Here is a 13,543-nt window from a genome sequence, read left to right on the forward strand (position 1 = left end):
AAAGGAATCGGTCGCGTGAGCTTCCAGCCGCGTCGTGTGCTGCTGATCAGCGCCACCATCGGTGAGGGCCACAACGCGACCGCTCGCGCCGTCGAGGAGGCCGCGCGCCGGGTCTGGCCCGGCTGCGAGGTGGTGTGGCTGGACGCGCTGCGCATCATGGGCCGATGGGTCCCGCGCGCGTTCAACTGGATCTACGTCACCAACGTCGAGTCGACGCCGTGGCTCTACGACTTCTTCTACGACGCGCTGTGGCGGTACCGGTGGTTCGCCACCGCTTCGCGGCGCTTCGTCGGCGCCTGGTGCGGTCCGCTGCTGCGCCGCGAGATCCGCCGTCTCGCACCGGATCTGATCGTCTCGACCTACCCGCTGGGCACGGCCGGGCTGGACTGGATGCGCAGGCGCGGCGGCCTCGACGTGCCTGTCTCGGCGGTGGTGTCGGACTTCTCACCGCACCCGTTCTGGGTCTACCCCGAAGCCGATCTGCACTACGTGATGAGCGAGGCGAGCCTGCGCGCGATGCGCCGCGCCGAACCGGACGCGGTCGGTGCCGTGTCGGTGCCGCCGGTGCGCAGCGAGTTCCACCCGCGCGATCGTGCCACCGCGAGGACCGAGTTCGGTTTCCCCGCAACCGGTTTCACCGCGCTGGTCGCGTGCGGGGCGTTGAGCTTCGGCGCGGTGGAGCGGGCTGTGGACGCGGCGCTGCGAGCGCCGGGCCTGGCGCGCGTGCTGGTGGTGTGCGGCCGCAACGACGCGGTGCGCGAACGACTGCTGGCGCGCGGAGATCCCCGGGTGGTGCCGTTGGGCTGGGTCGACGACATGCCCGGTCTGATGGCCTGCTCGGACGCGGTGATCACCAACGCGGGCGGCGCGACGGCGCTGGAGGCGCTGGCGTGCGGGCGCGCGGTGGTCATGTTCGAACCGATCGCCGGGCACGGCCGCGCCAACGCCGAGCTGATGGCCGACGCGGGTCTGGCCGAGCTGTGCCCGGAGGAAGCGCAGCTGACCGCGACGCTGCGCCGCTGGGTCGCCGACCCGCAGGAGGTGGGCGAGCGGGAGGAACGCGCGCTCAAGCACTGCCGCGCAGCCGAGTTCGACGAGCAGGTGGCCGCGCTGGCCGATCTCCCCCGGCACCGCGGGAGGCGTCCGCTGCGCGCGCAGGACGCGTTCTTCGTCTACGCCACGACTCCCGAGGTCTCGCAGCAGACCGGCGCGATCCTGCAGCTGGAACCGTCGCTGGACTCCACGCACCAGTGGTCCGAGCACCTCGCCGCCCGGATCCGCGAGCACGCGCCGCGGCTGCCGATGCTCACCCGCAGGCTGACCCGGCGCACCGGACGTCGTCCGCAGTGGATCGCCGACGCCTCGGTCGACCCCGTCGAGCACCTCAGCTCCCGCGAGCTGCGCCCCGAGCACGACCCCGAGGCGTTCATCAGCGAGTTCTTCTCGACCCCGGTGCGCACCGACCGCCCGCCGTGGGAGCTGCGCCTGCTGCACGACCCGGCCACCGGCCGGGCGACGCTGCTGGCGAAGATGCACCACGCCCTCGGCGACGGTCTGGCGGTGACCGGCACGCTGCTGCGCCTGCTCTGCGACGGGCCCCACCCCACCCCGCACTCGGCCGCCGTCGGGCGCACCGGACAGGTGCGCGAGGTGCTGCGCGGCCTCATCGGCCTGGCCACCTCCGCCGGCTCGCCCAGCCGCGCGTGGACCGGGCGCAGCACTCCGGCGCGCAGCTTCGGGCACCTGGCGCTGCCCGCGGTGCGGGTCCGCGCGCACGCCCGCGATCACGGCGTGACCAGCAGCGCCCTGCTGATCGGGCTGGTCGCCGAGGCGCTGCACCGGTCGTTGGGCGAGAAGCGCACCGGTGCGCTGTTCCGGGTGATGGTGCCGCGCACGGCTCGCACCGGCCGCGGCGGCGCGGGACTCGAAGCTCCCGGCAACCACACCCGCACCCTGTCGGTGGACCTGCCGGTCGGGCCGATGCCGCTGGTGTGGCGGATCCGCGCCGTCGCCGACGCCCTGGCCGCGCCCGACCACTCCGGACAGCCGGAAGCGGCGGGCGCCGTGCTGGCCGGGCTCGGGCTGCTGCCCGCGCCGCTGCACGCGTGGGTCGTGCGCCGCATCTACGGTCACCGGTTCTTCAACGCGGTGGTCTCGGTGATGCCCGGGAGGCGACGTGCCGCGCACATCAACGGTTCCCGGCTGAGCCGGGTGCTGCCGGTGCTGTCGCTGGCCGACGGTGTCGGCGTGGCGATCGGCGCGATCGGCTGGGGCGAGGAGTTCGGCTTCGGCGTCACCACCGACCCCGGGCTCGCCCCGGAGGCCCACGTGCTGGCCGCTCACCTGCGGGAGGCGTTCGACGAGCTGCGGGAGCGCCGGTGAGCTCGGGCACGGTGCTGGTGGTGGCCGTGCCCGCCGCGGTGGTGGGCGCCGCGAGCTTCGGGCTGGCCAGCGCCATCCAGCACCGGGTGACCAAGCAGGTCCCGCGCGTCGCGACGTTCAGCCCCCGGATGTTCTGGGACCTGGTGCGCGAACCGATCTGGGTGCTCAGCATCGGGACCGTGATCGTCGGCCTGTCGCTGCAGGTGGTGGCGTTGGCGTTCGGGCCGCTGGTGCTGGTGCAGCCGCTGCTGGTGACCTCGGTGCTCTTCGGCGCGGCGTTCGCGGCGTGGCTGGCCCGGCGGCGCATGGACGGGGTCCTGGCGCTGGGGGCGCTGTCGTGCGCGGGCGGTCTGGCGGCGTTCCTGGTGCTGGCGCGGCCTTCCGGGCAGGGCAGCGAGTTCACGGGTGCGCCGGTGCTGCCGCTGGCGATCGTGCTGGGACTGGTGGTGGTGCTGTCGCTGCTGGCCGAGCGGTGGCTGCCGGGCGAGTTCGGCGTGGTGGGCCTGGCGGTGGCCACCGGCGTGCTCTACGGCGTCACGGCGGGCCTGATGCGGGTGGTGGCCGGGCAGTTCCGCACGGGAGGCCTGGTCGAGCCGTTCGGCCACTGGACCTTGTACGTGGTGTGCGTGATCGGGCCGATGGGGTTCCTGCTCAGCCAGCAGACGTTCCAGCGGGGCCGGTTGATGTCGCCGTCGCTGGCGGTGATCACCACGGTCGACCCGCTGGTCTCGGCGGCGATCGGCGTGAGCTGGCTGGGCGAGCGCATCGCCCACTCCCCCGCGATCCTCGCCGGGGAGGCGGTCGCGGCCGCGCTCATGATCGGCGGTATCGCCGTGCTGGCGCGGCGCAGCGAGCAGCTCGCCCGCGAACTCGCCAGGCAGGAGGAACCGGGATCGTGGGGATGAACCGGGCTCTGGTCACCGGTGCCTCGTCGGGCATCGGCGCCGCCACCGCACTGCGGCTGGCCGCCGACGGCTGGAACCTCGTGCTCACCGGCCGCGACCGACCGCGCCTGGACGCGCTCGCCGACCGGGCGGGCGGCAGCGCCGTGGCCGCCGACCTCACCGACGAAGACGGTCTGCAGCAGGTGATCGAGGCCGGTCGCGGGGTGGACCTGCTGGTGCACAGCGCCGGGATCGGCTGGGCCGGACCGTTCGCGGAGATGGAACCGCACCACATCGACCGGCTCGTCGAGCTGAACCTGGCCGTCCCGATGCGGCTGACCCGCGCGCTGCTGCCGCCCCGGGTGGCGTTCGTGGCGTCGGTGGCGGTCGTGGGCGTCCGCGACGAGGACGTCTACGCGGCGACCAAGGCGGGGCTGCGCGCCTTCGCGGCGAGCCTGCGCTACCGGGGCGTCACCACGACCGCGGTGTTCCCGGGGGCCGTGCGCACCCCGTTCTTCCACGGCCGGGCCTACGACCGCCGCTTCCCGCGCATGGTCGAACCCGACCGCGTCGCCGACGCCCTCGTCGACGCGGTCCTGCGCGGCCGTCCCGAGATCTTCGTCCCCCGCTGGCTCATCGCGGCCGACCGCCTCCACGGCGCCCTACCCACGGCCTTCCACCACCTCGCAAGGCGTTTCGGCTGACCCACTCCGGGTGCGTCGGTGGGCAGTGGACAGTTTTAGTCCAAACTGTCCGGACAAAACGGATATTGATCATGGGTGATTTGGACTAGAACTGTCCGCTGCCCACGCTCAGCGACACGGCCACGGTGCTCGAGCGGAGGTGACGACGCTGCGCGGTGCGGGTCAGCTCCGCAAGGCGCGCAGCGACTCCCGCAGGGAGCCGAGGGTGGCCAGCACCGAGGTGGGCTCGTAGCCGCAGTGGGCCATGCAGTTGGCGCAGCGCGGATCGTTGCCCCGGCCGTACGCCTGCCAGTCGGTGTCCTCCAGCAACTCGCGGTAGGTGCGGGCGTAGCCGTCGTCCATCAAGTAGCAGGGCCGCTGCCAGCCGTAGAGCGAGTACGACGGGATCGCCCACGCCGTGCAGTCGAAGTCGACCTTGCCCTCCAGGAAGTCCAGGAACAGCGGCGAGTGGTTGAAGCGCCACCGCTTGCGCCGCCCGTCGGCGAAGACCTTCTTGAACAGCTCGCGGGTCTCGGTCACGCCGAGGAAGTGCTCCTGGTCCGGTGCCTTGTCGTAGGCGTAGGCCGGCGAGAGCATCATCTTGTCGACCTGGAGCTCGTTGTTGAGGAAGTCCAGCACCTCGATGACCGACTGCGGCGTGTCGGTGGTGAAGAACGTGGAGTTCGTGGTCACCCGGAAACCGCGACGCTGCGCGTCCTTCACGTTGTCCACGGCCTGCGCGAACACGCCCTTCTTGCACACCGAGGCGTCGTGGCGCTCCTCCAACCCGTCGATGTGCACCGCGAAGGAGAAGTACGGCGAGGGCTCGAACTCATCGATCTTGCGCGGCATCAGCAGCGCGTTGGTGCACAGGTAGACGAACTTCTTGCGCTTGACCAGCTCCCGCACCAGCACGTCGATCTCGGGATGCATCAGCGGCTCGCCCCCGGCGATCGAGACCACCGGGGCTCCGCACTCCTCGACCGCGGCCAACGCCTGCTCGACCGGCATCCGCTGCTTGAGCACGTTGGCCGGGTGCTGGATCTTGCCGCACCCGGCGCAGGCCAGGTTGCAGGCGAACAGCGGCTCCAGCTCCAGGGTGAGCGCGAACTTCTCGCGCCGCGCCAGCTTCTGCTTCAACAGGTACGCGCCGACGCGGACCGCCTGGCGCACGGGAATGCCCATGACTACAACGCCTCCTCGCAGGTGGTGCGCACTTCCGGCGGGATGTGGCGGCCCCACCGCCGCAGGCACGAGCCCACGGCGTGCAGCCTCGCCAGCCCCGACATCGCCCGGCGGACGGTGCCCGGCCGCAGCAGCGGGTGCTGCGGGGTGTCGACCACGACGCGCACCACCGCCAGCGGGCGGTGCCCGGCGGCTTGGGCCAGCACCGCCGATTCCAGGTCCACGGCCAGCGCGCCCGTGGCCGCCAGGTCAGCGCGGCGCTGGCCGTGGACCAGCGCGTCGGTGGTCACGATCGGCCCGCAGCGCACCGGGAACCCGCTGCGCACGAGTTCGGCGGCCAGCGAATCAGCGGCCTGGCATCGCAGCACCTCGCGATGACCGCGCAGCTCGTCGGCGACGATCACGTCACCGCTGCGCACGTCGGGCGACAGCCCACCGGCGAGCCCGGCCACCACCAGGACGTCGAAGTCGGCGGCCAGCAACCGGACCGCGCTGCTCGCGCTGCGGCTCGGGCCGTAGCCGGTGCGGCGCACCGTCACCGAGTCGGCCCCGAGCCCGGTTGTGCGCATGGTTTCCTGGCCGGACGCGGAGTTCCCGGCGGCCGAGCGCAGCGCGCTGGCCTCCAGCCGCATCGGGGCGCAGATCAGCATCCTCGTCGACATGTTCACTCCCCGTCCCGCAGGTAGCGCCCGAGCGCGGTCAGCGGGAAGATCACCCGGTACAGGTGGTAGTTGATGTAGAAGTCGCCGGGGAACCCGGTCCCGGTGAACTGCGGTTCGTCCCAGCCGCCGTCGGCCCGCTGGCTCCTGGCCAGGTAGCCGATGCCGCGACGCACGGCGTCGCTGTCGTGCCGGTTCATCGCCAGCAGCGCCATCAGCGCCCACCCGGTCTGCGAAGCGGTGGAGGCGCCGCGCCCGATCCACTGCGGATCGTCGTAGGACCGCAGGTCCTCGCCCCAGCCGCCATCGGTGTTCTGGTGCTGCTCCAGCCATCGCGCGGCGTCGCGCAGCGCGCGGTGGTGGCGATCGACCCCGGCCGCCACCAGGGCGGGCACGACGGCGCCGGTGCCGTAGACGTGGTTGGCGCCCCACCGCCCGAACCACGACCCGTCCCGCTCCTGGTTGGCCAGCAACCACTTCACGCCGCCGCGCAGCACCTCGTCGTCCTCGCCGAGCACCGCCAGCGCCTCCACGACGTGCGCGGTGACGTCCGCCGATGGCGGATCGATGACCTCGCCGAAGTCGCAGAACGGCAGCTTGCGGACCAGCTGCCGCGTGTTGTCGGCGTCGAAGGCGGCCCAGCCGCCGTCCTTCGAGCGCATGCCGCGCAGCCACCGCAAGCCGCGCGCGATCGCGCCGCGCACCGCGTCGGGATCGGGGTGGTCGACGCGGTTGAGCGCCAGCAGCACCTCCGCGGTGTCGTCGATGTCGGGGTAGCCGTCGTTGTCGAACTCGAAGGCCCAGCCCCCGCCCGCGGGCAGCTCGGGCCGCTGCACGGCCCAGTCGCCCTTGACCCGGATCTCCTCGGCCAGCAGGAAGTCCGCCGCGCGCCGCAGCGACGGGTGATCGCCGGGCACCCCGGCATCGTGCAGCGCCTGCACGCCCAGCACCGTGTCCCACACCGGCGACTGGCAGGCCTCCAGCCTGCGCACCGCGCCCTCCGGGGTCTGCTCGCGGATGAGGAACCGCTCCAGCCCGCCGAGCCCCTTCGCGATCACCGGGTGGTTCATCGGGTAGCCGAGCAGGTGCAGCGCAAGGATCGAGTACACCCACGGCGGCTGGATACCGCCCCACGAGCCGTCGGCCTCCTGGCGGGCCACGATCCACTCGGCGGCGCGCAGCATCGCGTGCCGCCGCAGCGACTTCACCGGCCGCCGGTGGTAGCGGTGCAGGACGCGGTCGAGGCTGTGGAAGCCGTAGGCCCAGGACCACTCGCGGCGCGGCGCCGAAGCCGGTCGCCCGGAGCGCAGCTCGCGGACGGTGATGCCCAGGTCGCGACGCGGCCGCAGGGTGCACACCACGGTCAGCGGCACCACGGTCTGCCGCGCCCAGCAGGCCCAGTCGGAGACGTTGAGCGGGCACCACTTCGGCAGCAGCACCACCTCCGGCGGCATGGCCGGCAGGTCGTCCCAGGACCACTCGCCGAACAGCGCCAGCCAGATCCGGGTGAACACCCGGGTCTCCTCCAGCCCGCCGTGCGCCAGGACCCACTCGCGCGCGAGCCGCATGTGCGCGGCCTCGACGTCGTCGCCGGCGAGCTTGAGCGCGGTGTAGGCCTCGACCGTGGTCGACAGGTCGCCGGGGCCGCCGTGGAACGTCGCCCAGGTACCGTCCTCGCGCTGCTGCGACCGGATCCAGCGGGCCGCCTGCTCGGTCTCGGCGTCGGTGCGGATGCCGAGGAACTGCCGCAGCAGCAGGTCCTCGACGTCCATCGTCACGTTGGTCTGCAGCTCGCCCTTCCACCAGCCCTCCGGGCTCTGCAACGACAGCAGGTGGTCCCGGGCGGCCAGCGCGGCCATCCGCGCGTCGGCGCGCGCCGCCCCTTGGCTGGGGATCTCCACCGCCGTGGCGGCGGTTCGCGCGGACTGTTGCAGCTGATCGGTCAAAGCTTCCTCCGTACGACGAATTCGGCGAGCTCTCCCAGTGCCGCGGTGTCGCCCAGCGATCCGGCTTCCAGCGCCGCCTCCGCGCGCTCCAGCCGACGCCGGCACTCCCGTCGCGTCCAGTCCTCGGAACCGGCGCGGCGCACCATCTCGGCGGCTTCGTGCAACTGCTCCTCGGTGAGCGGCTCGGACTGCTCGTAGAGCTCCGAGAGCCGCTCGCCCGCTGCGGTGCCGGAGGTCAGGGCGTGCACCACCGGGACCGACTTCTTGCGGGTGCGCAGGTCCGACAGGACCGGCTTGCCGGTGACCTCCGGGTCTCCCCACAGGCCCAGCAGGTCGTCGACGAGCTGGAACGCCATCCCCAGCTCGGTGCCGTAGCCGTGCAGCGCGCGCACCGTCCCGCGCGGCGCGCCCGCGCTCAGCGGCCCGATGGAGCAGGCGCAGGCCAGCAGCGCGGCGGTCTTGTCGTGCGCCATGCTCAAGCACTCGGTGAGGTCGACGTCGGTGCGGCTCTCGAAGTCGAGGTCGGCGGCCTGGCCGGCGATGAGCACCCGGGTGGTCGCCGACAGCGACCGCACCGCCACCGAGGCGTGCGGCGCGGCGGATTCCAGCAGCACCTCGGGTGCGACCGCCAGCAGCGCGTCACCGGCCAGGATCGCCGGCGAGGAACCGAACACGGTCCAGGCGGTGGGCCGGTGCCTGCGCGAGGCGTCGCCGTCCATCAAGTCGTCGTGCAGCAGCGAGAAGTTGTGAACCAGCTCCACCGCAGCGGCACCGGCGACGCCGGATTCCGGGTCACCGCAGGCGATCTCGCTGGCGGCCAGCGCCAGCGCCGGGCGCAGCGCCTTGCCCCCGGCGTCGGTGGGCGCGCCCTGGGCGTCGCTCCAGCCGAAGTGGTACTCGGCGACCCGGCGGGTGTCGACGTCGAGACGCGCCACCGCCGAGCGCAGCGCGGGTTCCACCGATTCCTTGGCGCTGCGCAACGCCAGGGGCAGGACTGCGGTCATGCCGTCACCTCCACGCTCTGCGGTGATCGCTGCCTGCCCTCGACCACCTCGGCGGCGCTGTTCCCGCTGCGCACGGCGCCTTCGGTGGTGTCCGGCCAGCCGGTCGCGGTCCAGGCCCCGGCCAGCACCAGCCCCGGCACGTTGGTGCGGGCCCGCGGCCGCAGCGACGCGGTGCCCGGTGCCTGCCGGAAGGTGGCGTGGGGTTCGCGGGTGACGAAGAAGTCCAGCAGCTGCGCCTGCCGGGCGGCGGGGAACAGGTCCCGCAGCGCGGGCAGGAAGGTCTCGCGCAGGTCCTCGGTGCGCATCCCGAGCTCCTGCTGGGCCGCCGACTGCGACAGCGCCAGGTACTGGCCGGTGCGCGCCCCGGAGATGCGGGTGCGGTCGAAGACCCACTGCACCGGTGAGTCCAGCGCGGCGGCCATCTCCAGGTCGGTGACCTGCCGGTCGAAGTGGGCGTGGACGTTCACGATCGGCGCCGACGACAGCCGCGCCCAGTCGCACGCACCGCGCACCGGCAGGTCGGCCAGCAGCCCGGCCGCGGCCGGGTGCGGCGTCGCCACGACCACCGAGTCGGCGGACAGCTCCGCCTGCCCGGCCTGGTCGTCCACGGGAATCTGAAAACCGTTGGGGCCACGACGGATCGCGCGCACCTTGCAGCGCAGCCGCACCTGCGCGCCCGCCGCCGTCAGCGCCCGCAGCCCGGCCTCGCCGTGCAGCTGCGACAGCGGGCGCTGCGGGATGCCGATGTCGCAGGCGGACGCCGAGTCGAGCACTCCGGTGCGGAACACCTTGGCGGCCAAGGCCATCGATGCGTTCTCCGGTTCGGCGTTGAGCGCCGCCACCGCCAGCAGGCCCCACAGCGCGTCCACCGCGCGCGGCGTCTCACCCCGGTCCCGCAGCCACTGCCCGAAGCTCTGCTCGTCCAGCGCCGGATCAGCGGGGTCGAGCTTGCGCAGCGCGAGCGCGGTGCGCACGACCCGGGCCCGCTGCAGCACGCTCAGCCTCCGGTACCCCAGCAGCGCCGGGGTGAGGTGGGCCGGGGCGCGCAGGTTCCAGCGCCGCAGCGTCGCGGGCGCGGCGCCGGGGCTGAGCACCGGGACCGCGAAGCGCTGCTGCATCCGCACCCCGTCGGCCGCGCCGATCCTGCGCAGCAGGTCGAGGTAGGCGCTGTAGCAGCGCAGCAGCACGTGCTGGCCGGTGTCGACGAGCAGCTCGCCGCGCGCGAACGAGTAGGTGGCGCCGCCCAGCCTCGGACGCGCCTCCAGCAGCTGCACGGCGTAGCCGCGCTCGCGGCACTCCAGCGCGGCGGTGATCCCGGCCAGACCACCGCCGACGACCACGACGCTCCCCCGGCTCACGGCGCCATCCCCGCCAGCGATCGGGCCGCCACTCCGGCCTTGCGCCACCCCGTCAACGACGTGCGCTCGCGCATCGCGGCGTTCGGGTTGGAGGCGATGCGCACCAGCAGCTCGTGGTAGATCCCGGCCATCGACGCGCAGCAGGCGCGCGAGCGCCGGTCCAGCATCGGCAGCAGCCGGAACCCCTCGGTGTACCAGCGTTCGGCGCGAGCGGCCTGGAAGCGCACCAGCCGGTTCCAGCGGGTGGTGTCCTCGACGAAACCGCCGCCCGGCTCCAGCCGGACGCCGAAGTGCGCGAGATCGCCCGCGGGCAGGTAGACCCGCCCGTTGAGCTGGTCCTCCCGGACGTCGCGCAGGATGTTGGTCAGCTGCAGCGCCACCCCGAGCGCGTCGGCGCGCTCCGTGGCGGTGCTGGGGTCGTCGGTGCCGAACACGCCCAGCGACAACCTGCCGATCGTCCCGGCCACGCAGCGGCAGTAGTGCAGCAGCTCGTCGAAGGTCGCGTAGCTCGTGCCGCGCACGTCGGCCTCGCAGCCGTCGATGAGCTCGTCGAACGCCTCCAGCGGCAGCGGCATCCGGCTCGCGGCATCGGCCAGCGCGGCCAGCACCGGGTCGGTCGAGCCGATCGAGGCCTGGTGCACGGCTTCGCGGCACTGCTTGAGCTCGCGCAGCTTCTCCTCGCGCGGCAGCTCCCCGTCACCGATGTCGTCGATGCGGCGGGCGAAGGCGTAGACCGCCGACAGCGCGCGGCGCTTCGGGCCCGGCAGCAGCCGGATGCCGTAGGAGAAGTTGCGCGCCTGCGCGCGGGTGATCCGCTCGCACTCCAGGTAGGCGTCGCGGATCCGAGTCGGTTGCGTCACCGGGTTCCTCCCATCGCGTGCAGCCGCGCCCACTCGGCGAAGGTGCGCGACCTGCTCGGGCTGACCGGTGCGGCCAGCGGGTCGTGTCCGGCCGCGGCGAACGCGGCGACCGTGGCCAGCCCTCCACCGACGTAGCCGGCCACGGCCACCCGCGCGGTTCCCGACAGGGCACCGACGAGCACGCTGCCGTCCCGCAGCATGCGGCGAGCGCGCTCGACCTCGAAGCGCACCAGCCCGCGCAGCGCGGTGGAGGCGCGCGGAGCCGCCAGGTCGAGCTCCTGGCAGCCGTAGCGCGCGAGGTCCTCGGCGGGCACGTAGATCCGGCCCGCCCGGTGGTCCTCGGCGAGATCTTGGAGGTGCTCCAGGATCTGCAGGGCGGTGCAGACCCGGTCGGACAGCGCGATCAGCCCCTCCTCGGCGCGGCCGAACACGTGCAGCACCGACTCCCCCACCGGGTTGGCCGACAGCGCGCAGTAGTCCAGCAGCTCGGCGAAGTCCGCGTAGCGCTTGACGTGCTGGTCGCGGCGGTTGGCCTCGATCAGCTTGGCCAGTGTGGACACCGGGATCGCGCACTCGGCGACGGTCTCCTGCAGCCCCCGCATGAGCGGCAGCCGCGCGGAACCCGCGTAGGCGCGTTCGAGGTCGTGTTCGAGGAAGTCCAGCAGCGCCTCGCGGTTGCCGGGCGCCTCGTCGCCGGCGTAGTCGACGAGCCGGAAGTAGCCGTAGAGCGCGTGCAGGTGCCTGCGCACGCCCCGGGGCAGGACGCGGGAGGCCACCGGGAAGTTCTCGGAACGCATCCGCGCCAGCACCGCGGCGCTGCGCGGGAACTCGCCCGAACGCCCTGACCCCTCCGGGTGTTCGGGATCCTCACCGGACAGCGTCTCGTCCGGCAACGACAAGACCATCGGTCCTCCTCCTATCCACCGGCCAGGAGGCGCAACCGGCATCGTATGAGCGCCCCTGCGGCAGCGCAGGGCGAACCGGGAACCCCCGCGAACCACGAGGAAACCCGTGAATCACGGTGATTCGCGCCGGTGTTCGACCAAGCACCTTCCCCCCGGTTCCATATTGGACATCCCGGGGAACGGGCTCGCGCCGACTCGCCAGCAGGTGGCCGGATCGAGTGGCACGACCTGACCACTTTGGACCAGTCGACTACCGACTGCGACGGAGGAGACGACGCTGCGCCGACCCGGATCACCGGGTCGGCGCAGCGGAGGTGTGGTGCCGCGGGCGCGAAGCCCGCTCGGATCAGGCGTCGAGCTCGTCGATGGTGGCGATCGACGGCGACTCGGTCCGCTGCAGCTCCGCGGCCACCCGCTCGGCGTCGCGCAGCACGCGCACGCCGTTGTGCCAGGTCAGCTTGCCCAGATCGGTCTCCGACCAGCCGCGGTCCAGCAGCTCGGCGATGAGGTTCGGGTAACCGGAGACGTCGTCGAGGTCCTCCGGCAGGAACATCGTGCCGTCGAAGTCACCGCCGACGCCGATGTGGTCGATCCCGGCGACCTCCCGCATGTGGTCGAGGTGATCGGCCACGGTCTTGGCGGTGGCCGTCGGCTGCGGGTTGGCCTCCTCGAACTTGCGCAGCACCTCCTTGGCCGCCTCCGAGCTGTCCAGCTCGTCGAAGCCCTGGGCGACCAGCTCGCGCTGCGCGGCGGCGGTCCAGTCCACCGACTCCTGCAGCACGAACTTGGTCACGAACGTCGCCATCGCCACGCCGCCGTTGCCGGGCAGCTGGGCGAGCACGTCGTCGGGGATGTTGCGCGGGTGCGTGCACACCGCGCGCGAGGAGGAGTGCGAGAACAGCACCGGGGCCCGGCTGACGCGCAGCGCGTCGCGCATGGTGTCGGCGGCGACGTGCGAGAGGTCGACGAGCATGCCCATCCGGTTCATCTCGCGCACGACCTCCTCGCCGAAGCGGGTCAGGCCGTTCGCGGCGGGCTCGTCGGTAGCCGAGTCGGCCCACGGGGTGTTGTCGTTGTGGGTCAGCGTCAGGTAGCGCACGCCCAGGTCGTAGAACGCCCGCAGGGTCGCCAGCGAGCAGTTGATGGAGTGCCCGCCCTCGGCGCCCATCAGCGAGGCGATCTTGCCGTCGGCGCGGGCGGCCTCGACCTCGTCGGCGGTGTTGGCCAAGCGCAGCCGGTGCGGGTAGCGGGCGGCGAGGGCCTTGACGCAGTCGATCTGCTCCAGCGTCGCGCTCACCGCGTCGTCGCCCTGCAGCGAGGTCGGCACGTAGACCGACCAGAACTGGCCGCCGACGCCGCCCGCGTCCAGCCGGGCGAGGTCGGTGTGCAGCCTGCCGGTCTGGTCGGCGGCGATGTCGCGCTGGTCGAGGTCGTAGCGGACCTGCTGGCGCAACGCCCAGGGCAGGTCGTTGTGGCCGTCGAGCACCGGCGTCACCTCGAGCAGGTTCCGCGCCTGGGCCACCACGTCCGCTTCGCTCATCGGACTCCCTCGTTCCGGTTCGATTCACCCGGTCGGTCGTTCCGGCTGAGCATATCCCGTCGAGATCACCCGACCAGGGTGCGAAGCCACGCCGTAGATCGAATCGACGAATCGGGCGTTCGGCCGCACCATCGGCA

At 72.9% G+C, this 13,543-nt stretch carries 11 protein-coding genes; 3 read left to right on the top strand and 8 right to left on the bottom strand.

Annotated elements, in window-relative coordinates; translation table 11 throughout:
* Positions 1–15: 15 nt before the first annotated feature.
* The 3 genes from REH65_RS03970 to REH65_RS03980 are packed head-to-tail and all read left to right on the top strand — an operon-like array spanning position 16 to position 3,970.
* Positions 16–2,382, top strand: a complete 2,367-nt coding sequence (locus REH65_RS03970; protein ID WP_406691324.1) for a wax ester/triacylglycerol synthase domain-containing protein — start codon at positions 16–18, stop codon at positions 2,380–2,382.
* Positions 2,379–3,287: a DMT family transporter gene (locus REH65_RS03975; protein WP_406691325.1), complete on the top strand. Its 909-nt coding sequence runs from the start codon at positions 2,379–2,381 to the stop codon at positions 3,285–3,287. The genes REH65_RS03970 and REH65_RS03975 overlap by 4 nt, the downstream gene beginning before the upstream one ends.
* On the top strand, positions 3,284–3,970 hold the full coding sequence (locus REH65_RS03980) for an SDR family NAD(P)-dependent oxidoreductase (protein ID WP_406691326.1): 687 nt from the start codon (positions 3,284–3,286) through the stop codon (positions 3,968–3,970). The genes REH65_RS03975 and REH65_RS03980 overlap by 4 nt, the downstream gene beginning before the upstream one ends.
* A 162-nt stretch (positions 3,971–4,132) precedes the next feature.
* Here REH65_RS03980 and hpnH read toward each other — a convergent pair whose 3' ends face one another.
* The 8 genes from hpnH to REH65_RS04020 form a co-directional block, all read right to left on the bottom strand.
* A complete protein-coding gene (gene hpnH, locus REH65_RS03985; RefSeq protein ID WP_281455860.1) occupies positions 4,133–5,134 on the bottom strand; it encodes an adenosyl-hopene transferase HpnH in 1,002 nt (333 codons plus the stop codon).
* A 2-nt stretch (positions 5,135–5,136) separates the two neighbouring features.
* On the bottom strand, positions 5,137–5,796 hold the full coding sequence (locus REH65_RS03990; protein ID WP_406691327.1) for a hypothetical protein: 660 nt from the start codon (positions 5,794–5,796) through the stop codon (positions 5,137–5,139).
* 2 nt (positions 5,797–5,798) lie between these two features.
* Positions 5,799–7,739 (bottom strand): squalene--hopene cyclase, encoded by a 1,941-nt coding sequence (shc, locus tag REH65_RS03995; protein WP_406691328.1) that lies wholly within the window; start codon positions 7,737–7,739, stop codon positions 5,799–5,801.
* A complete protein-coding gene (locus REH65_RS04000) occupies positions 7,736–8,743 on the bottom strand; it encodes a polyprenyl synthetase family protein (protein WP_406691329.1) in 1,008 nt (335 codons plus the stop codon). The genes shc and REH65_RS04000 overlap by 4 nt, the downstream gene beginning before the upstream one ends.
* A complete protein-coding gene (hpnE, locus tag REH65_RS04005) occupies positions 8,740–10,101 on the bottom strand; it encodes a hydroxysqualene dehydroxylase HpnE (protein ID WP_406691330.1) in 1,362 nt (453 codons plus the stop codon). Before hpnE ends, REH65_RS04000 begins: the two co-directional genes overlap by 4 nt.
* Entirely contained in the window at positions 10,098–10,961 is an 864-nt protein-coding gene (hpnD, locus tag REH65_RS04010; RefSeq protein ID WP_406691331.1) for a presqualene diphosphate synthase HpnD, read from the bottom strand. The genes hpnE and hpnD overlap by 4 nt, the downstream gene beginning before the upstream one ends.
* Positions 10,958–11,866, bottom strand: coding sequence for a squalene synthase HpnC (gene hpnC / locus REH65_RS04015; protein ID WP_281455855.1), 909 nt, complete (start codon positions 11,864–11,866; stop codon positions 10,958–10,960). The genes hpnD and hpnC overlap by 4 nt, the downstream gene beginning before the upstream one ends.
* Before the next feature lie 346 nt (positions 11,867–12,212).
* Complete coding sequence (locus tag REH65_RS04020; RefSeq protein ID WP_281455854.1) at positions 12,213–13,406, bottom strand: dipeptidase; 1,194 nt, start codon at positions 13,404–13,406, stop codon at positions 12,213–12,215.
* Between the last annotated feature and the right edge of the window lie 137 nt (positions 13,407–13,543).

This window comes from Saccharopolyspora sp. ID03-671 (genome assembly GCF_045278815.1).
GTDB classification, from domain to species: Bacteria; Actinomycetota; Actinomycetes; order Mycobacteriales; family Pseudonocardiaceae; genus Saccharopolyspora; species Saccharopolyspora ipomoeae.

Bases quoted from the DNA above. Each gene is read 5' to 3' on its own strand.
- REH65_RS04020 (WP_281455854.1), bottom strand. From the start codon at position 13,406: ATGAGCGAAGCGGACGTGGTGGCCCAGGCGCGGAACCTGCTCGAGGTG.
- REH65_RS03980 (WP_406691326.1), top strand. From the start codon at position 3,284: ATGAACCGGGCTCTGGTCACCGGTGCCTCGTCGGGCATCGGCGCCGCC.
- REH65_RS03990 (WP_406691327.1), bottom strand. From the start codon at position 5,796: ATGTCGACGAGGATGCTGATCTGCGCCCCGATGCGGCTGGAGGCCAGC.
- hpnC (WP_281455855.1), bottom strand. From the start codon at position 11,866: ATGGTCTTGTCGTTGCCGGACGAGACGCTGTCCGGTGAGGATCCCGAA.
- REH65_RS04000 (WP_406691329.1), bottom strand. From the start codon at position 8,743: ATGACCGCAGTCCTGCCCCTGGCGTTGCGCAGCGCCAAGGAATCGGTG.
- hpnH (WP_281455860.1), bottom strand. From the start codon at position 5,134: ATGGGCATTCCCGTGCGCCAGGCGGTCCGCGTCGGCGCGTACCTGTTG.